General features: G+C 39.9%; 18 protein-coding genes. 8 read left to right on the top strand and 10 right to left on the bottom strand.

Annotated features, from left to right (window positions below; translation table 11 throughout):
* Window positions 1-40 precede the first annotated feature (40 nt).
* The 6 genes from KEM09_RS05635 to rpsA form a co-directional block, all read right to left on the bottom strand.
* Window positions 41-856: a hypothetical protein gene (locus KEM09_RS05635; RefSeq protein ID WP_212226575.1), complete on the bottom strand. Its 816-nt coding sequence runs from the start codon at window positions 854-856 to the stop codon at window positions 41-43.
* Window positions 857-876: 20 nt separating this feature from the next.
* The gene (locus KEM09_RS05630; protein WP_212226574.1) at window positions 877-2,382 is read right to left on the bottom strand and encodes a RagB/SusD family nutrient uptake outer membrane protein; all 1,506 of its coding nucleotides are present in this window, start codon (window positions 2,380-2,382) and stop codon (window positions 877-879) included.
* Between the two features lie 28 nt (window positions 2,383-2,410).
* Window positions 2,411-5,485 (bottom strand): SusC/RagA family TonB-linked outer membrane protein, encoded by a 3,075-nt coding sequence (locus tag KEM09_RS05625; protein WP_212226573.1) that lies wholly within the window; start codon window positions 5,483-5,485, stop codon window positions 2,411-2,413.
* Window positions 5,486-5,719: 234 nt separating this feature from the next.
* Entirely contained in the window at window positions 5,720-6,631 is a 912-nt protein-coding gene (locus KEM09_RS05620; RefSeq protein WP_212226572.1) for a ribonuclease Z, read from the bottom strand.
* Window positions 6,631-6,987, bottom strand: a complete 357-nt coding sequence (locus tag KEM09_RS05615) for an STAS domain-containing protein (protein WP_212189201.1) — start codon at window positions 6,985-6,987, stop codon at window positions 6,631-6,633. Before KEM09_RS05615 ends, KEM09_RS05620 begins: the two co-directional genes overlap by 1 nt.
* A gap of 18 nt (window positions 6,988-7,005) precedes the next feature.
* Window positions 7,006-8,859, bottom strand: coding sequence for a 30S ribosomal protein S1 (gene rpsA, locus KEM09_RS05610; RefSeq protein WP_212226570.1), 1,854 nt, complete (start codon window positions 8,857-8,859; stop codon window positions 7,006-7,008).
* Window positions 8,860-9,217: 358 nt separating this feature from the next.
* On the opposite strand from rpsA, the gene KEM09_RS05605 reads away from it, so the two are divergent.
* From KEM09_RS05605 to KEM09_RS05570, 8 genes are all read left to right on the top strand, one after another.
* The gene (locus KEM09_RS05605; protein WP_212226568.1) at window positions 9,218-10,543 is read left to right on the top strand and encodes a UDP-glucose dehydrogenase family protein; all 1,326 of its coding nucleotides are present in this window, start codon (window positions 9,218-9,220) and stop codon (window positions 10,541-10,543) included.
* Window positions 10,544-10,653: 110 nt separating this feature from the next.
* Entirely contained in the window at window positions 10,654-11,604 is a 951-nt protein-coding gene (locus KEM09_RS05600; protein WP_212226566.1) for a UDP-glucuronic acid decarboxylase family protein, read from the top strand.
* Between the two features lie 31 nt (window positions 11,605-11,635).
* Window positions 11,636-12,508 carry a glucose-1-phosphate thymidylyltransferase RfbA gene (gene rfbA / locus KEM09_RS05595; protein ID WP_212226564.1) on the top strand — a complete coding sequence of 291 codons (873 nt, stop codon included), beginning with the start codon at window positions 11,636-11,638 and terminating at the stop codon, window positions 12,506-12,508.
* A 111-nt stretch (window positions 12,509-12,619) separates the two neighbouring features.
* Window positions 12,620-13,180, top strand: coding sequence for a dTDP-4-dehydrorhamnose 3,5-epimerase (gene rfbC / locus KEM09_RS05590; RefSeq protein WP_212226563.1), 561 nt, complete (start codon window positions 12,620-12,622; stop codon window positions 13,178-13,180).
* A 5-nt stretch (window positions 13,181-13,185) separates the two neighbouring features.
* Window positions 13,186-14,058 carry a dTDP-4-dehydrorhamnose reductase gene (gene rfbD, locus KEM09_RS05585; RefSeq protein ID WP_212226561.1) on the top strand — a complete coding sequence of 291 codons (873 nt, stop codon included), beginning with the start codon at window positions 13,186-13,188 and terminating at the stop codon, window positions 14,056-14,058.
* 33 nt (window positions 14,059-14,091) lie between these two features.
* The gene (locus KEM09_RS05580) at window positions 14,092-15,840 is read left to right on the top strand and encodes a phospho-sugar mutase (RefSeq protein WP_212226559.1); all 1,749 of its coding nucleotides are present in this window, start codon (window positions 14,092-14,094) and stop codon (window positions 15,838-15,840) included.
* A gap of 355 nt (window positions 15,841-16,195) precedes the next feature.
* Entirely contained in the window at window positions 16,196-16,573 is a 378-nt protein-coding gene (locus tag KEM09_RS05575; RefSeq protein ID WP_212226557.1) for a hypothetical protein, read from the top strand.
* Window positions 16,574-16,697: 124 nt separating this feature from the next.
* The gene (locus tag KEM09_RS05570) at window positions 16,698-17,204 is read left to right on the top strand and encodes a hypothetical protein (RefSeq protein WP_212226555.1); all 507 of its coding nucleotides are present in this window, start codon (window positions 16,698-16,700) and stop codon (window positions 17,202-17,204) included.
* Between the two features lie 180 nt (window positions 17,205-17,384).
* Here KEM09_RS05570 and KEM09_RS05565 read toward each other — a convergent pair whose 3' ends face one another.
* The 4 genes from KEM09_RS05565 to KEM09_RS05555 form a co-directional block, all read right to left on the bottom strand.
* On the bottom strand, window positions 17,385-17,618 hold the full coding sequence (locus KEM09_RS05565; protein ID WP_212226552.1) for a hypothetical protein: 234 nt from the start codon (window positions 17,616-17,618) through the stop codon (window positions 17,385-17,387).
* 182 nt (window positions 17,619-17,800) lie between these two features.
* Window positions 17,801-17,941: a hypothetical protein gene (locus KEM09_RS05560; protein ID WP_212226551.1), complete on the bottom strand. Its 141-nt coding sequence runs from the start codon at window positions 17,939-17,941 to the stop codon at window positions 17,801-17,803.
* Between the two features lie 24 nt (window positions 17,942-17,965).
* A complete protein-coding gene (locus KEM09_RS22005) occupies window positions 17,966-18,097 on the bottom strand; it encodes a hypothetical protein (RefSeq protein ID WP_280516721.1) in 132 nt (43 codons plus the stop codon).
* A gap of 597 nt (window positions 18,098-18,694) precedes the next feature.
* Window positions 18,695-19,075, bottom strand: a complete 381-nt coding sequence (locus tag KEM09_RS05555) for an META domain-containing protein (RefSeq protein WP_212226550.1) — start codon at window positions 19,073-19,075, stop codon at window positions 18,695-18,697.
* Window positions 19,076-19,578 lie beyond the last annotated feature (503 nt).

Genomic DNA, 19,578 nt, shown 5'->3' with positions numbered 1-19,578 from the left:
CAGTGGGAGCCGGGTTAGGCAGCTCCCATCTGATAAACACTTAATTATAATCGTGCCCCTTAGGCTTAAAAATCCAGCAGAAACCTTCGCCATGAGTCTGAAATAATATCAATTCATCATCCGAGAGCTTCTTCAATTCATATTTACCGCCTTTAGTATTGTCAAGGTACGTACCATAGGCACCAACCAAATCAGCGCCGTTAATTGACAGTGTCTGCTTGTCCAGGTCAAGAGTAAAACTACCCGTTTTCACCTCACCATCATGCATGTAGGTATAGTTGAATCCACCATTCAAGTCAAACGTCATTTCAGCATTAATATCTGACACAACAGAACCTCCTGAACCCGGGTCACCGGCATTCCACCAGAAAACTGTCCAATCAGCCGGATCAACCATGAAAAAATGCAAGCCAACGCCACTACCCGCAAAAGGATTACTATCCGGACGATCGGTTGCGAATACCCATGTTTTTCCTTCTCCTTCACAACCTCCTGTTAACATTTTTAATTCCGGAACTTCACATATTGCTGGATCGGTATTCTCAACCACTAACTTATGATTTAACTCTACCGTGGAAGGACCACCTGAAATCAATAATTTGTTGTCATATTCACCTTTAAAAGGAAAATAAACATCCAATTCTTGCTCCTGTGAATGAATACCGTTATCAAAGAACCAGTTTAATAAAAATGCATCTTGACCTTCAAAAGAGTAATTAAAATTATTACCATCAATTTTATCAACTTTGATTTCACCGCTAGGATCGGGACCAAAATCTCTTAATTCAACCTCAGGTGAACATGAGACCAATAAAGCTGCCACCAGAATAGTAGCTATGTATTTTATATATTTCATTGGATAACTTTTTAAAATCATTAATAAGGATTCTGCTCAAGATTTGGATTTAATCCAATTTCAGCCTGCGGTATTGGCATTAAACGCTTATTGTCCGAATACCCATTCATCAGATTGCCTCTTCCGGTACGTACCAAATCCCAGTAACGATGTCCTTCCATCGCTAATTCAACACGACGTTCATGATAAACTGCTTCCAATGCGTCGGCAGAGCTAGTTGGATCAAGCCCAACTCTGGCCCTAACCCGATTAACACCATATTCCCAGTCACCACCGGTGTGCGCATTAGCCTCGGCATGCCATAGCAGCACATCTGCGAAACGGATTGCACGCCAGTTATTCGATGAATTGGACATATTCAAGCGCTCACTTGCCGGAATGTAATATTTTTTTGAATGATACACTTTAGCGTCATACCCAATACTATTGATGTGCTTTGTACAAATAATTTCTTCATCATCTGTACCCTCCCACAACACATCTTTATCATCAATGATAGTAGCTTCGCGACGCAAATCGCCATCCTCATACTCATTATACAGATCCTGAGTGGGCAAATTAAAGCCCCAACCCCAGCCGCTAACTATTTCTCCGTCGCCATTATACAGCTCACGACTGCCTTGATAAATAGCTGTGACATTTCCATCATTAGAATCTCCCCATTCATCATCACCTTCTACTCCAAGATGTTGTATCTCAAAAATTGACTCAACACCATTCTCTCCTTTCTTTGTAAAAACATCTGCATAATTTTCTTCCAGATCATACCAATCATAATTATCGATAAAGCTTTGAGCCAAAGTTGCTGCTTCACTCCACTTCTCCTGGAAAATGTACATCTTTATCAGCATAGCTTCAGCTGCCCCGCGTGTAGCACGACCGGCTTCTAGGTCAATTAATGTTACCGGATCTTTAAACTCAGTCTTGAAAGGCAGTTCTGGCGCAGCCTCTTTGAGATCCTTTTCGATTTGTGCATACACCTCAGCTTCAGTATTACGAGGCAATGTAAACTCCGAAGGCTGCAAAACACTTGTAACAATCGGCACACCACCAAATACTTTAACTAAATGAAAATAATACCAGGCTCTCAAGAATTTGGCTTCTGCGATATAACGCTTCTGCACTTCCATCGAAATATTTTCATTTCCATCTATGCCTTCAATCAACTTATTGGCACGATTAATTCCTACATAAGGTTCGCGCCAACGAGCCAGTAAAATGGAATTTTCGGTGTTAGCCCTAAAATTTTTCAGATCCTGACACTCAGCCCAGTCACCGTGTCCTTCGCCTCCCTTTTCGGCATCATCAGACACAACATCACCAATCATCCACTCATGTATTTGTGAATAGTTGTAACGCGATAAAGGATCATAAACACCAACCAGTACATCATATGCAGCCTCATCAGATGTAAAAAATGACGCATCTGAAATATTTGGCGCAGGGGTATCTAATAAGTCCTGCGAACAAGAGCCCAGCAATGTGATAAGTGCTATTGCTATTGTAAGTATATTTAATTTCTTCATTTCTTTAATGTTTTAATTAACTACCTAATTAGAAGCTTAGGTTCATACCAAAAGTAATTGTGCGAGGAACCGGATAAGTAGCCCGATCAAGTCCGATAGACGTACCATAGCCGCCAACCTCAGGGTCATAGCCAGTATATTCGGTAAAAGTGTAAAGGTTTTGTCCGCTAACATATACCCTCAATGATTCCAGCTTTAACTTTACTACAACACTTTCGGGCAATGTATACCCCAGCTGCACATTCTGAATTCTCAGGTAGGAACCATCCTCAATATAACGACTGGAGATACGCGTGTTGTGTGAGTCATCATTGACCATACGTGCATTACGAGGATCATTGGTACTTCCCTCTCCGGTCCAGCGGTTCAGGCGCTCTTTAGCTGTATTCCAATATGCTCTTGAACTTAACTGATAGTAACCAGGTCCGTTATAAACATCAATGCTGTAAACACCATTTAATAAAAAGTTAAAGTCAAAACCACGGTAAGAGATACTACCATTGAATGCATAAGTTAGCTCCGGAATAGGACTCCCTATAAAATCATAATCATATTCACCATCTCCGTCTGCATCACGATAGCGTATATCACCCGGAGCTACATTATCTGGCACACCGTCAGCTGCATTCTGGTAGTAAGCATTAATCTCCTCCCAATTCTGGAATAGTCCTTCAGCTACTAAGCCATAAAAATTAGAAACTGGGCGTCCTACCACGGTACGATTTACATTTCCTGAACTTCTGAAGTCGCCGTCATCAATTTGCGAGGCATCTCCCAGGCTCACCACCTCATTATTGATGGTAGTAATATTTCCACCTATTGAATACCTTACTTGTCCAATCCTATCCTGCCAGTTAAGCCCCAGCTCAACACCTGTATTTTTCATCTCACCTGCATTTAGCCATGGAGGTGTTTCAATACCAGTTTGTCCAGGCACAGGAGGCGTCAATAACATATCGCGTGTATTCTTGATGTAGTACTCAACACTACCAGAAAGACGTCCTCTTAAGAAGCCAAAGTCCAATCCAAAGTTCGTGGTTTCTACAGTTTCCCATTTTACTTCGTCGTTACCTAAACTTTGAAATGCAGAACCACTAATAATTGATTTAGGTATTCCAAATACATAGTTTAATCCGGTTGACGCGAGGGTGGACTGTGTATATGCGGGTATTGCTCCCTGGTTACCTATCTGCCCCCAACCAGCGCGTAGTTTCAAGTTACTAACCCAATCAATACCATCCATAAAACCTTCCTCTACAATGCGCCAACCTGCAGAGAACGAAGGGAAATATCCCCACTTTTCATTGGATCCGAATTTAGACGAACCATCAGCTCTGAAATTTGCTGTCAATAAGTAACGTCCGTCATACGAATAATTAACACGGGCTAAATAAGATATTTGACGGTTTTCAAAAAACGAACCATAAGAATTAGCTACTTTTTTATTCCTCGAGTTATCAATTACCCGATACTTTTCATCATCAGTAGGCAGATTGGATACAGTAGTACCATCCCACTCAAATTTCTGCTCATAATAATCAGTACCAGCTGTAGCAGAAAAATCATGATTCTCGCCGAAAGTAGTATGGTAACTTAATGTATTTGTCCATGAAATAGATGTCTCCTTATCATGCCCCTTAAAAAGGGTATTTACATCATTCTTATCGGTGTTAGAAACATAATAAACAGGGTTATAATCATTACCCTCATCAAAAGAAAAGTTCGCTCCAAAATTGGTTTTAAATGTTAAACCTTTGAACAGTGTAACATCTGCATACACATTACCAAGAACCCGGAAGGATTTGTCATTATTGAATGTATTATCAATAGCAGCAACAGGGTTGTTTACCTGGTTTTTAGAAGCAGCATAAGAACCATCTTCGTTATAAACAGGTGTTACAGGTTCCATATTCAAAGGTGTAATCAGCAAGTTATTCCATTCGTCACCTTCTAAAACAGTGGATTGATTAGAGTTTGTAACAGTCAAATTTTCACCAACTTTTAACCAGTCTTTAATTTGATGCTCAGTATTAACCCTTAAAGAGAGTCTCTCGTAATTAGTTTTGTTGATTACACCTTTCTGATTAAAATACTGCCCACTAATGAAATAGGTACTCTTGTCAGTGCCACCAGAAAATGAAAGATCATAACTCTGAATCGCAGCATTCTTTTTCGTAATGGCATCAAGCCAGTCTGTTCCCTTACCTAAAGCCTCAGGATTATCATATAATGGCGCCTGACCAGATGCAAGTAATGCTTCATTATTGAGCATGGCCCATTCACTTGCGGTTGTCAGCTCAGGTGTATGTGCAAAATTCTGAACACCATAGTAACCACTAAAACTTACTTTTCCTTGTCCGGCCTTACCTTTTTTTGTCGTTAAAATAATAACGCCATTTGCACCTCTCGAACCATAGATAGCTGATGCTGACGCATCCTTCAGCACCTGCAATGATTCGATATCTTTTGCATTGATGTGTGAGATATCATCGAGCATCATACCATCAACCACATACAACGGCGATGTATTGTTAAGCGAACCTAAACCTCTAATGGAAATGTTTGGCGATTCGCCAGGCGTACCCGAACCTTGCGTAACAGTAACACCAGCCATTTGCCCTTGCAATGCCTGATCTACTGTTGCCACATCACGCTTAACTAACTCTTCGGGCTTAACCGTTGAGATAGCACCTGTAACATCTGATTTTTTTTGCACACCATAACCAACCACGACAACTTCATCCAGGTCAGTTACATCTTCCTCTAAAATAATTTCAAACTTTACCTGTCCATTAACAGAAACTTCCTGGGTTTTATACCCGACAAAACTTACAACAAGGACATCATTTTGCAATACTGTCAGTGTAAAGTTTCCGTCAATATCAGTAATAGTACCATTGGTAGTACCCTTTACCGAAACATTCACGCCAGGCAAGGTTTCTCCACTAATATCAGTCACATTACCGGCGATATTCACCTCATTTTGCGCAAACACTTGCACTGTTGAAAAAATCAAAGCAAACAGCAATAAAAAAAATAAGCGCCTGCCAATTTGCATGACACAAAGAGGTATACTTATGCCATTAATTGGATTTTCATTCATTTGATCTAATTTTGGTTAAACGATAATTATTATCAAAAACTGATACAAATATGCACTGTCAAATTTTATCATGCAAGCGTTTGCATTTCTTTTTAATCTGGTGCAATATTTGTTGAAATGAAAAATATCAAGCTAAAGCAGCTGCAGTAAGGTTTACAGCCGAAAGCAAAATTTACATTTTTTTACAATTAAACCTGAAGTAGTCTAAAGCGGAAAGAATAATACGCGGCGATCTTATAATTCTATTACAGTATTATCTGAAACAAGGGTTGTATTCAGAAATACTTCTTTCGCCTCATTTTCAAAGAGGCTAACATCCTTATAGCGACTGGAAAAATGCCCCAATAAGAGTTGCCCCACATCAGCATCTCGGGCAATAACAGCTGCTTGTTTCGCTGTTGTATGACCCGTTCGTTTAGCCAGGTCTTTTAGCTCATGCAAAAACGTAGCTTCGTGATATAACAAACTGACCCCTTGTATTACAGGAATAATTCGTCTAAAATACCTAGTATCGGAACAAAAAGCGTAAGACAATGGTGCGGGCGCTGGAGTTATTAAATCCTCTTCCGGCACTACATTACCGTCCGCTCCAATAAAGGGATGACCATCTTTAATAGCCACAATTTCAGGCACAGTCAACTGATATTTCTCAATAGCCTCTTTTCTTATATTTGGCTCCTTTGTCTTTTCTTTAAAAAGAAAACCACAAGTTGACACCCTATGTGATAATGGAAATGATTCGACAGTTACTTTCTTATCCTCATAAATTATAGCAGGCTCATCATAACGCAAATCATTAAAATGAATTTGATATGGTAAATCAGTGCAAAAATAGTCCAGATGAGGCTGAAGCAAGCCCTTTAAATCTTCATGTGCATGAATGGTCAAAGATTTTCGACGACCAAGCAATCCGAACGTTGAAATAAGCCCAATGAGCCCAAATACATGGTCGCCATGCAAATGAGATAGAAAAATGTGATTAATTTTCGAAAAATTAACCTTATTGCGGCGCAACTGCATTTGAGTTCCTTCGCCACAATCGATCAAAAAAAAACGCTCAGATACACGTAGTATCTGAGCGGTAGGATATCTATCCGATGTTGGTAATGCAGAATTACTTCCGAGAATAGTTAATGATAAGGCCATTAAATTGTTTCAATGGCTTTACGTATCATTTGAATACCATCCTCTAAAGACGGTGCTATATTTAATACAGAATCTAACTGCGACACTGAGATTAAACGCTCAACAGCCGGCTGCAGACCTGCCAATACAAATACACCATCAGCATTTTTACATAAACGGTTGGCCACCAAAATTGCACTTAAACCGGACGAATCACAATAGTTACACTTACCTAGATCCAGTAGAATGTTTTTCTCACCATTACCAGAAAGTAGTACCAGTTCTGATTTTAAGGTGGGCGCTACGTGCGTATCCATCTTCTCTTTCAGAACCTGAACCAGCGTAAAATCGTCTAATTTATCAATTTTGAAGTCCATAAATCGTTGTTTTTAAACTTATTCTTTGTCTCCTTCAGACTTGCCTTCGTTAGCTTCTAACTGATTTTTCAGTGCAGCCAACTCAGAAATATCTCCTAAAGTAGTCTTTTCTAAGTTATCATTCAACTTCTTCACGCCTTTTTTAGTTGCTTTTGCAGCAGCTTTCTTAGCGGCAACTTCTTCCGACTTGTTCTCATCTTCGAAGATACGAGAGTGAGACAGAATGATACGTTTAGCAGCTTTATTGAACTCAATTACTTTGAAATCAAGTTTTTCATCAACCTTAGCCTGCGAACCATCTTCTTTCACCAAGTGACGAGGAGTCGCGAATCCTTCTACTCCATACTGCAATGCAATTACGGCACCTTTATCGAAAATGTCAATAATGGTTCCTTCATGCACTGAGTCTACAGTAAAGATACCTTCGAACACATCCCATGGGTTCTCTTCAAGTTGCTTGTGACCTAAGCTTAAACGACGGTTCTCTTTGTCGATTTCAAGAACAACCACCTCGATAGAATCACCAATAGCAGTGAATTCTGCAGGATGCTTGATTTTCTTAGTCCAAGAAAGGTCAGAGATGTGGATCAAGCCGTCAATTCCTTCTTCGATTTCTACGAAAACACCGAAATTAGTGAAGTTACGAACAGTAGCAGAATGCTTGCTGCCGACAGCATATTTCTCTTCAATTTTCTCCCATGGATCAGCTTTCAGCTGCTTGATACCAAGTGACATTTTACGCTCGTCGCGATCCAATGTCAATACCATAGCTTCTACTTCGTCACCAACTTTTAAGAAGTCTTGTGCGCTTCTCAGATGCTGTGACCATGACATTTCAGAAACGTGAATCAGACCTTCAACACCAGCTGCAATCTCAACGAAAGCACCATAGTCAGCCATTACAACCACTTTACCTTTAACAATGTCACCAACTTTCATTTCTGCATCCAACGAATCCCATGGGTGAGAAGTCAGCTGCTTCAATCCAAGCGCAATACGCTTCTTCTCATCATCAAAATCAAGGATTACAACGTTCAATTTCTGGTCTAACTGAACGATTTCTTCCGGATGATTTACACGACCCCAAGAAAGGTCTGTGATGTGAATCAATCCGTCTACGCCACCAAGGTCAATGAATACACCGTAAGAAGTGATGTTCTTAACAGTTCCTTCCAATACCTGACCTTTTTCCAGCTTAGAAATAATGTCTTTCTTCTGCTGCTCAAGCTCAGCCTCAATAAGCGCTTTGTGTGATACAACAACGTTTTTGAACTCTGGGTTAATCTTAACCACTTTGAATTCCATTGTTTTACCAACATACATATCATAGTCGCGAATTGGCTTAACATCAATTTGTGAACCTGGCAAGAAAGCTTCAATACCAAATACATCCACAATCATACCACCTTTAGTACGACACTTGATGTAACCTTTGATAACTTCGTCGTTATCCAACGCTTCATTAACTCTATCCCAAGAACGTAATGCACGTGCCTTTTTGTGAGAAAGAACTAACTGGCCTTTTTTATCTTCCTGGCTTTCAACGTAAACCTCTACCTTATCGCCTACAGCTAATTCAGGATTATAACGGAATTCGTTACGGCTAACGATACCGTCAGACTTGAAGCCAATGTTAATTACAACCTCACGCTTTGTAAGAGCAATAACTTCACCTTCAATTACCTCTTTTTCAGAAATAGTAGATAATGTCTTATCGTACATTTCTGCTAACTCTTCTTTTGAAGCACCAGCGCCTACAACGTCACCTGCTTCGTAGCTATCCCAATCAAAATCTTCTGTTGGAACATTCACGTTTACATTCACTTCAGGAGCTTTTTCCTGCTCCTCAGCATTTACTTTTTCTTCTGTCATTTTTGTTTAAATGTTAAAAATCTAGTAGTTAGACATTATATTGAAAAAATCGGTGCAAAAGTAGAAACTTTTTTCATTGTATAAAAGCTTCTGAGTCAAATAAAAATACGAATTGTAAAAATAAGACAGATACTGCCATCCGTCAAGCCATCTTGTACGAATCAGTCAGTGCCACCAGGGTATTCCGGCAATATCTGCAGTTACTAATAAAAATCATGCCCCTTGGTTAAAATACATCAATGTAAACATCAATAAAAATTATACTTTTGACTTTTGTAATACTGAATTAAATCGTACTTTCATCAAAATATGCAAGAGTTATATTGATGAGCCCTAAATAAAAATTAGACAATCGCCTATGAAAATTTCAATAGTTGGAACTGGTTATGTTGGACTAGTAACCGGCACATGCTTTGCCGACACCGGCATTAACGTTACCTGCGTTGATATTGATGAGAAAAAAATCAAGAATCTGGAAAATGGTATTATTCCAATTTACGAACCAGGCCTGGACCAGATGGTTCTGAAAAACGTTGAAAAAGAAAGATTACATTTCACAACCAGCCTTAAAGAAAGCATGGAACATGCCGAGGCCATTTTTATTGCCGTTGGTACACCTCCGGGAGAAGATGGCAGTGCCGACCTGAGCCATGTATTGGAAGTAGCCCGCCAGATTGGAAGACATATGAACCACTATGTGGTGGTGGTTACCAAAAGTACTGTACCCATTGGTACTGCAAAAAAGGTTAAGGCTGCCATCCAGGATGAGCTGGAAAAAAGAGGCGCTGAACTGGAATTCGACGTGGCATCCAATCCTGAATTTTTAAAAGAGGGCAATGCCATTGAAGACTTCCTTAAGCCCGACCGTATTGTTATCGGCACCGAATCGGAAAAAGCCGAGAAACTGATGAATCGACTATACAAACCGTTTGTGTTAAATGGTCATCCTATATTATTTATGGACATTCCTTCTGCTGAAATGACGAAGTACGCAGCTAATGCCATGCTCGCCACCAAAATCAGCTTCATGAATGACATAGCTAACCTGTGTGAAATAGTTGGTGCAGATGTAACTAATGTGCGTCGTGGTATTGGTTCAGACACCCGTATTGGCAATAAATTTATTTATGCCGGGGCTGGATATGGAGGCTCATGTTTCCCAAAAGACGTAAAAGCCATCATTAAAACGGCTCAGCTTAACAACTATAATCTTCGCATTTTAGAAGCTGTTGAGAATGTTAATGATGACCAGAAAAAAGTTCTGATCAAAAAAATCAAACAGCATTTCCCTGACATCAAAGGAAAAACATTTGCCATGTGGGGGCTTTCATTTAAACCACATACCGATGATATGCGGGAAGCTCCTTCAGTGGTTGTGGCAAACGCCTTAACCGAATTGGGTGCTAAAGTAAAGGCTTACGATCCGGTGGCAATGGAAGAAGCCAAGCATGCTCTTGGCGATAGCATTGAGTATGGCAAAGATCAATACGATGTACTTATTGAGGCAGATGCCCTGATACTTATTACAGAGTGGCCTGAATTTAGAGTGCCTAACTACAAAGTAATGGACAAGTTGATGAATAGCAAGGTTATTTTTGATGGACGTAACATATACGAACCGGAAGAAATGAAAGAGTTTGGCTATACTTATTACAGCATTGGCCGCCCAACAATTAAGGAATAAAACCCAATATAGAACAAACAAAGCCTGGAAGTTATATACATTCTTTCAGGCTTTTGTAGTTTATCAGAAAGTAAGATACACAAATAGCATAGCGTGCAAAGACACAAGCAATGAAGAACAGAATTTTAGTAACCGGTGGTGCAGGTTTTATTGGCTCACACTTATGTGAGCGCCTGTTAAATGAAGGCAACGAAGTTATTTGCATGGATAACTATTTTACAGGCGCCAAAAGCAATGTTGTTCATTTAATGGACAACCCCTACTTTGAACTAATACGCCATGATGTAACTCACCCCTATTTTGTGGAAGTAGATCAAATATACAACCTGGCTTGTCCGGCATCCCCTGTTCATTACCAGTACAACTCTATCAAAACCATAAAAACATCGGTAATGGGCGCTATTAATATGCTCGGACTGGCCAAGCGCATCAAAGCGAGAGTATTGCAAGCCTCCACCAGTGAGGTGTATGGTGATCCATTGGTGCATCCGCAAAAAGAGGATTATTGGGGCAACGTTAATCCCATTGGCATCCGCTCGTGCTACGACGAAGGCAAGCGCTGCGCCGAAAGCCTTTTCGTTAACTACCATGAACAAAACAACGTAGATATACGCATCATCCGCATCTTTAACACCTACGGCCCGCGCATGAATCCCAACGACGGACGGGTGGTATCCAACTTCATTGTGCAGGCACTTAAAGGTGAAGACATTACCATATTTGGTGATGGCAAACAAACCCGCAGCTTTCAGTATGTTGATGACTTGGTTGAAGGCATGATTCGGATGATGAATACAGAAGATTTTATTGGTCCAGTAAACATTGGTAATCCAAATGAATTTACAATGCTGGAATTAGCCAATGCGGTGATTGAACTAACCAATTCTCAATCAAAAATAGTATACTTACCACTCCCGGCCGACGATCCATTACAAAGGCAGCCAGATATTAGCCTGGCTAAGGAGAAGTTGAATAACTGGGAACCCAACATACAATTAAAGGAAGGATTAACAAAAACTATTGAGTACTTTGACAATTTATTAAAGAGCAGTAATACTTAAATCAGGCAGAACCCACTTAACAAATACTATCATGAAAAAACGGAAAGGCATAATACTGGCAGGCGGCTCGGGCACGCGCCTCTACCCCATTACTAAGAGTATTTCAAAACAAATCATACCAGTCTACAACAAACCAATGATTTATTACCCTTTATCGGTATTGATGCTGGCAGGTATACGCGAAATACTAATCATTAGTACGCCGCAGGATTTGCCTTTATACCAGCAGCTTTTTGAAGATGGTTCATCACTTGGCCTGGACATATCATATGCAGAACAACCATCACCAGACGGCTTGGCTCAAGCCTTTATCATTGGTGAAGATTTTATAGGTAATGATAACGTAGCATTGGTATTGGGAGATAACATTTTCTATTCCTTTGATTTTAGCAGCACACTGGCTGAAGCGTCAAAAACAGAAGATGGAGCTGTTATATTCGGCTATTACGTGAACGACCCGGAACGTTATGGAGTAGCTGAGTTTGACCAAAAAGGTAATGTTATTTCACTGGAAGAAAAACCTGCAGAACCCAAAAGTAACTATGCAGTAACTGGCCTGTATTTCTATTCGAGCGATGTGGTTGAAAAAGCCAAGTCACTTAAACCCTCAAAACGAGGAGAGTTGGAAATTACCGACCTAAACAGTCTTTATTTGAATGAACAGCGCCTGAAGCTAAAAATGCTGGGACGTGGAGCCGCCTGGCTCGATACCGGTACTCACGACAGCCTGTTGCAAGCGTCCAATTTTATTTCCACCATCGAAAACAGACAAGGGCTTATGGTAGCATGTATTGAAGAGATAGCATACACAAAAGGATTCATTGGCAAAGAACAACTGCTTAAGCTGGCCGAACCATTGAAAAAGAACGAATACGGACAATACCTTATTAAGATCGCCAAATAAGCTGAGTAGATTTGATGAACAATCATTTTTAACACCATTTTACTTTTAATTTGTTAAAACTACATCAGATACACTTATTATCTTCCTATATTTGTATCCAAATTATTCTATATGGAAATTATTAATACGGAAATCCCCAACCTTATTATAATCAAGCCTGAAGTATACACTGATCCGCGCGGCTACTTCTTAGAATCCTTTTCTGAAAAAAGGTATAAAGAAGCCGGTATTAATGCCCAATTCATTCAAGATAACATCTCTAAATCGAGTTACGGAGTAATAAGAGGTTTACATTACCAATTGGCTCCCTATTCCCAATCAAAATTAGTTTCTGTAATTGAAGGTACTATACTGGATGTGGCTGTTGATTTGCGAAAAAATTCACCAACATTTGGTCAGCACTTCGCTATTGAATTATCGGAGGAAAATAAACTTCAGTTTTATATTCCTCAGGGCTTCGCACATGGTTTTTCTGTTTTAAGCGAAAGCGCAGTGGTAGTTTATAAATGTGATAACTATTTTAGCCAGGAAGCAGAACGAGGTATCGCATACAATGATGCCAACCTGAATATAGATTGGAAAATACCCGCTGAGAAAGCCATTATTTCCTCTAAAGACAGCATTTTACCTTCTTTTAAAGAAGCAGAACACAACTTTGTTTACAGCATTTAAACCTTATGATACAAATCCTGGTCATTGGTTCCGAAGGACAATTGGGGCAAGAAATACAAAACAGATGTGCATCTGTGAAAAACAGCCAGTTCACGTTTACATCACTCAAAACGCTTGATGTGACTGATAGTGCAAGGCTGGCAGATACGATTCAAAAACAACCATACAAATACATTATTAACTGCACTGCATACACGGCTGTTGACAAGGCTGAATCTGAAACAGAATTAGCCCAGGCCATTAATACCGATGCACTTAAAATTATTGGGCAAGCTAGTGCTAATATTAAAGCAAAGGTGCTTCACGTATCAACTGATTATGTATTTGACGGCACTAATTATAAACCTTATACCGAGGATGATGATACCTGTCCGGCCTCGGTATATGGCAAATCCAAGCTTGGGGGCGAACAAAACCTGATTCAATACAATCCTGATTCAATTGTTTTAAGAACATCGTGGCTGTATTCAACCTATGGCAACAATTTTGTTAAAACGATGATACGTTTGGGACAAGAACGTGATGAGTTAAATGTCATATTCGATCAGATTGGCTCGCCTACCTATGCCGGTGATTTAGCCGATACCATATTACACATTATCCGTTGCGACCTCGAACAAAGCATTGCTTTTCAGTCTGGTATCTACCACTATAGCAATGAAGGTGTTGCCAGTTGGTATGATTTTACACTTGCCATACACCAGCAAATGGGTATAACTTGCAAAATCAATCCGATAGAATCGAAAGATTATCCAACACCGGCGCCAAGGCCACACTATAGTGTATTGAATAAAACCAAAATAAAAGATATCTACCAGTTGAATATACCCTACTGGAAAGACAGTCTTAGTAAATGTTTGAACCAACTTAACGCTTAAAGTGATTATCTAACACACCACAATTTATAAAAAATGCAAAATCAGGATGTTTTAAATACCGTAGTTGAAAAAGCCCAAAGCTGGCTTAGCGGTAATTACGATGCAGACACCAAAGCAGCCATCACAGCCATGATGGACAAAGAAGATAAAACAGAATTAATCGATTCATTTTATAAAGACCTTGAATTTGGCACGGGAGGTCTGCGCGGGATCATGGGCGCCGGTTCTAACCGCATGAACATCTATACAGTAGGTGCCGCTACCCAAGGTCTGGCCAACTACCTGCTTAAGAATTTCAGTGACATTGAGCAAATTAGCGTGGTAATTGGTTACGACTGTCGTAACAATAGCCGCTTATTTTCGGAAGTAGTAGCTGATATTTTCAGTGCCAATGGCATCAAGGCCTATTTGTTTGAAGATTTACGACCAACACCTGAAATCTCATATGCTATTCGTCAGTTAGGATGCCAGAGTGGTGTAATCATTACAGCATCACATAACCCCAAAGCATATAACGGATATAAAGCCTATTGGAATGATGGAGCACAATTAACAGCTCCACACGACACCAATGTAATTGATGAAGTAAACAAAATTGCCTCGGTAGACGACATTAAGTTTGAAGGTAACAAAGATTTGATTGAGGTACTGGGCGAAGAAATGGATAACCAATACCTGGATCAGGTTAAAAGCCTGGTGCTGGATCAGGAACTAATTGATCGCAACAAAGACCTTAAAATTGTATACTCACCAATACACGGAACAGGTGTAAAAATTATACCTGCGGCTTTGCGTAAGTGCGGCTTTGAGAATGTGATAAATGTACCTGAGCAGGATGTGGTAAGTGGCGAATTTCCAACAGTTATTTCACCTAACCCGGAAGAGCCTGCTGCCCTTGAAATGGCTCTTAATAAAGCCATTGAAACCAATGCCGATATTGTGATGGCCTCAGACCCCGACTCGGATCGATTAGGCATTGCAGTAAGAAATGAGAAGGGCGAGTTCGTACTGGTCAATGGTAACCAAACAGCTACTCTACTCACTTGGTATATCCTGAAAAAATGGAAAGAAAAAGGCATGTTAACCGGTAAGGAGTACATTGTTAAAACCATTGTTACGTCTGAGCTGATCAAGGATATTGCCGTTAAGAATGATGTTGAGTATTTTGATGTGTACACCGGCTTTAAATGGATTGCCAAAGTGATTCGTGAGCTGGAAGGTGAGAAAAAGTATATTTGCGGAGGTGAAGAATCTTATGGGTTCTTACCTGGCGATTATGTACGTGATAAGGATGCTGTAGCAGCCATTACCATCACTGCTGAAATAGCAGCCTGGGCCAAGGATAATGGCAAATCACTATACGACGTACTACAGGATATTTACATGGAGTATGGCTTTTCGAAAGAAAAGATGATATACATTGTGCGCGAAGGAAAATCAGGTGCTGATGAAATTAAACAGCTGATGGCTGACTTCCGCAGCACCCCACCACAAACACTGGCCGGTGATAAAGTAAGCCTGATTAAGGACTACTCTAAGCTGGACGCTTTCCATATAAGTGAAGATAAGCATGAGGCCATTGACCTGCCTGCCACATCAAATGTACTACAATTCTTTACTGAGAACGGCTATAAGGTGTCTGTTCGTCCGTCGGGTACCGAACCAAAAATCAAATTCTACTTTGAAGTTAGAGTGCCAATGAATAGCAAAGATGAATTTTATGCAGCCAATGAAAAGGCCGATGCTATCATCGATAATATCGCGAAGGATTTAGGCATTTAACACAGATTTCAAATACTTATAAATGAGGCTGTCCACATAATATTGGCAGCCTTTTTTTATCCAAGGATTGAGGGTTTAGAGTTAAAAGATGAAGAGTTTATAGTTTAGGGTTTTGAGTGGATATTTTAGAGATTGCATCTTGTATTTAAGCTGCAATCCTTAAAAGCACATCACGCGTGGGGACATGTGCGATAGCGGGGTAATCTTGTGTCTTATGTCTAGAATCTTAGAAAAATCGTTAGAGATGGCCTGCTATACACCGTAAAACCAAAAGAAAAACCGCACAAAAAAAGCAGCACGGGAGGCTAACGAATATAAAAAAAACTACATTTGCGCTTACAAATAAAAGCATGATATGAAGTGGAGCTTCTCACATAAAAACCTAGTAAACAAGGCTATATTAATGGCCTTTAGCTGGGTATTTTGTTTTGTGAGCATTGGCAACATCCAGGCTTCCAGTCATTCGCAGCCCGATGAAAACCGCGTTGTTTTTGAACAGTTAAAACTAAATCAGCATGGCATTACGCCAAAAACAGAATACAGTCATGCCGTTTCTGTTCGCGGAACTCACACCTCATCGGTAAAAGAAACCAATAAGCGCTTAAGCGCTGCACTCTCCAATTATAACCTTAACGTAACGAAGCAGTACGTATATCTTTTACACCGGCATTATGCAATTGGCATTAAGGTGTTCAGGTCTATCCTACTCTATCCGTTCCACTGCTTCTGGTAATCCGTTTCCGTCATCGGAGTATTTCGATACACTCCAACCATTACCGTAAGGGATAAATAAACAACAAAAGAGCCTTAAAACGGGCTCAATCCCTGACATTATTAATCATATAAAATTAAACGAAATGGATTTATCAACAACCATAATTGGCATTGTTATGCTTAGTGCTTTTGTTATACCTGTTGTAATATTGAGCCTATCCAATAAAAAAGAAACCAAAGCTCTGCTTTCAACATTGAAACAACTAGCCACTCAAACAGGGAGTGAACTATCAGAATACGATATCCAGCCTCAATTTGCCATTGGCCTAGCCTTATCGAAAAAGCATGTGTTTTTTGTACAAAAAACAGCTAAAAACAATGCATCTATCACCTACTGCATACCTTTGAATGAGATGAAAAAATGCTGGCTGCAAAGCAGCAGTCACACTGTTAAGTTCGACAAAACAAGCGAAACAGTGACCGACAGGCTGGAGCTATGCTTCTCGACCAAGGCAGGTGATACCAATTACACTTGTCCTCTTTATGTGGCCGAAAACGCCCTCCAACTTGAGGATGAATTGCACACAGGCAATAAATGGGTATCAATTATTAATAACATTAACCCAACGAAGCAAAAACAAAAACTATAATACAGAAAAGGCTGTCCGCATTGTGCAGACAGCCTTTTCTTTCGTCATTCTTAATAAACTACTTGCGCTTATATGTTTCCGGCTCATCACTCAAATGACCGAATACCACTTCATCCTCAAAAGTAAAATAGCAGACAACTTAGGCGTCATGTTTCTACCATTTATTATGCAGGTAAACTCTCATTTGCCTTCAGTATATTCACCATTAAAATTCTCCTCATATACTTGAGAACCGGTGCCACCATCATTAAACACTAACACTTCAGACCAGTTACCATCAACACCCGTGCATTCTTTATAGCGCTCCCAGGCACCAATAATATTAACATCAACTGTTGTCTCTTTCTCTTCGTCTTTATCACATGATGTAAGTACCAGTGACAACATCAGCATTAGTATTAATATTTGTTTCATTGCTATTGTTAAAACAATAAGTCTTGAGATGTTTTTTGGGGTTTATAGTTCAGTAACCTGACAAAAGGGATCACATCTTTGTTTTACATCTTCCAAGAAGGATGCAATCCTGAGAAACATTAAGGCTACACCTCACTATTTACGTGACTCTTCCGACGTTGCTTTACGGTGTTGTTATTAGACTAGATGATCTCCTGCACCAGCCAGCCAAAATTACCATACCTGGCCGCATCGACCTGCACCATGGCGCGCAGGTACACCACCAGTTTGCCATTGATGATTTTCACCACCTGCCTCTTAAGCTCTGTGGCTTTGGGCTGCATGCCTTCATCCGCTTTATTGCCCAGTTAAGTCAGCTGCGATGCTTCAAATGCGCTTTGGGCCACCAAAAGTTCGCCGATAATAACAGCCAAACCCGGTAATGCCTCAACGTGGGGCTTAAGCTCATCGGACTCCAGCTCACGGAGCAGCGAAACCATTAAGGCCGACTGCTCGTTATACGCTTAACTCACCATATCCAGTCCGTATTTTTCAAAAACCTTGCTAACAGCCTAGACAGCGGCCTTAATACCAGCATCGGGATGATGTAAAAAGTCCTGCGTTAGATACTGAATGGCGCGTATTTTTGCATCACGCACTTCGTCATTAGCCTCCTGATCACCGAATTATTTACCATCACCTTTTCGATGGACAATTAAACGGATATTGAAAGCCTGTCCATGAATTGTGAAGCACGTCCGTTTCATTCTTACCAATGGAAGCTTTAGATGTTTGCCCATGAGCTTCATTCATCAAAAAGAAGCCTTGGGAGTTTGCTAACACAGCTTATTTCATCAAAAAGGAAACTGTGGGAGTTTACCCACGAGCTTCTTTACTCACAAAGAAGCCTTCGGGGTTTGCTCGTCGCGACCAACTCTTTCAGGAAAGAGATTTCGGTCATCATTGTAAACCAGCTTAAAGAACCGATATATAAATTAACTGGCACCACAGAGACAAGGGTTATATAGATATTCATAGCGTATCTGCATGAACTCACTTCCACTTTGCTTAAGAAAATTAAATCTGGCCACTAAAAATCACTCTATTCGTGTATAGACAACCTCACGACCATCTGCAGCAAAGGTAAGAGTCAGTGCATCTCCATCAATCTTATAGCTCACCACTATGACTTCATCATCAAGCTCCATCTTTACCACATTGTTACTCACCGAGTAGGTTCCCGACAACTTAATAATATCAGAATATACATCTCCACCGCCTAAATCGATGCTATAATCCACAATGAAATCAACTTTCTTAGAGGCATAAAATATGATAGTTTCTTCGAAATTCACACCGCCGTTGGAACTATCAATTGTTATCCAGGCACCTACAATGGGATGTGGATCATCATCTTTGTTACATGACACTAAACTAAAGCTTAATGCGATTACAATTAGAACTAGATTTTTTAACATTTGGTTTGGTTTTACATTATATATTAATCGAATTTCGATATTACTTATATTATTCATATAACTTTATGTCAACATCTAATATATACAAATCAAACTATAAAACATCATATCAGATGCTGTTTTTTTGTTAAGAAATATACATCAAACCAAATAACCCGACTGAAACAGATACTAGCACACACCAGCCATTAAACCCTATTTTACAAGACTTTATGCAGCCTCTAACACATTATACCAACCACACAGCCAGTAATAAACCTACATACACCTATTAAATATATTTACACCCCTACAGCTCTACCAAAAGCAAATCTAATCCAACTACTGCTTTACATTATCAAACAACTTAAACACCTACCATAAAAATCAACACTTTTCTTAAGGCAGGACAAAAGCAGTAACAGGAACACCCCTACTTACCCGAAACTATAGGCACCAGTTTCTAATGAGAATCAATGTAAAACCCGGCATACCAGCAACACGCCATCTATTACAGTTTTGAC

The sequence above is a fragment of the Carboxylicivirga mesophila genome, assembly GCF_018271975.1.
GTDB classification, from domain to species: Bacteria; Bacteroidota; Bacteroidia; order Bacteroidales; family Marinilabiliaceae; genus Carboxylicivirga; species Carboxylicivirga mesophila.
This window is presented reverse-complemented; position numbering and strand designations above follow the sequence as displayed.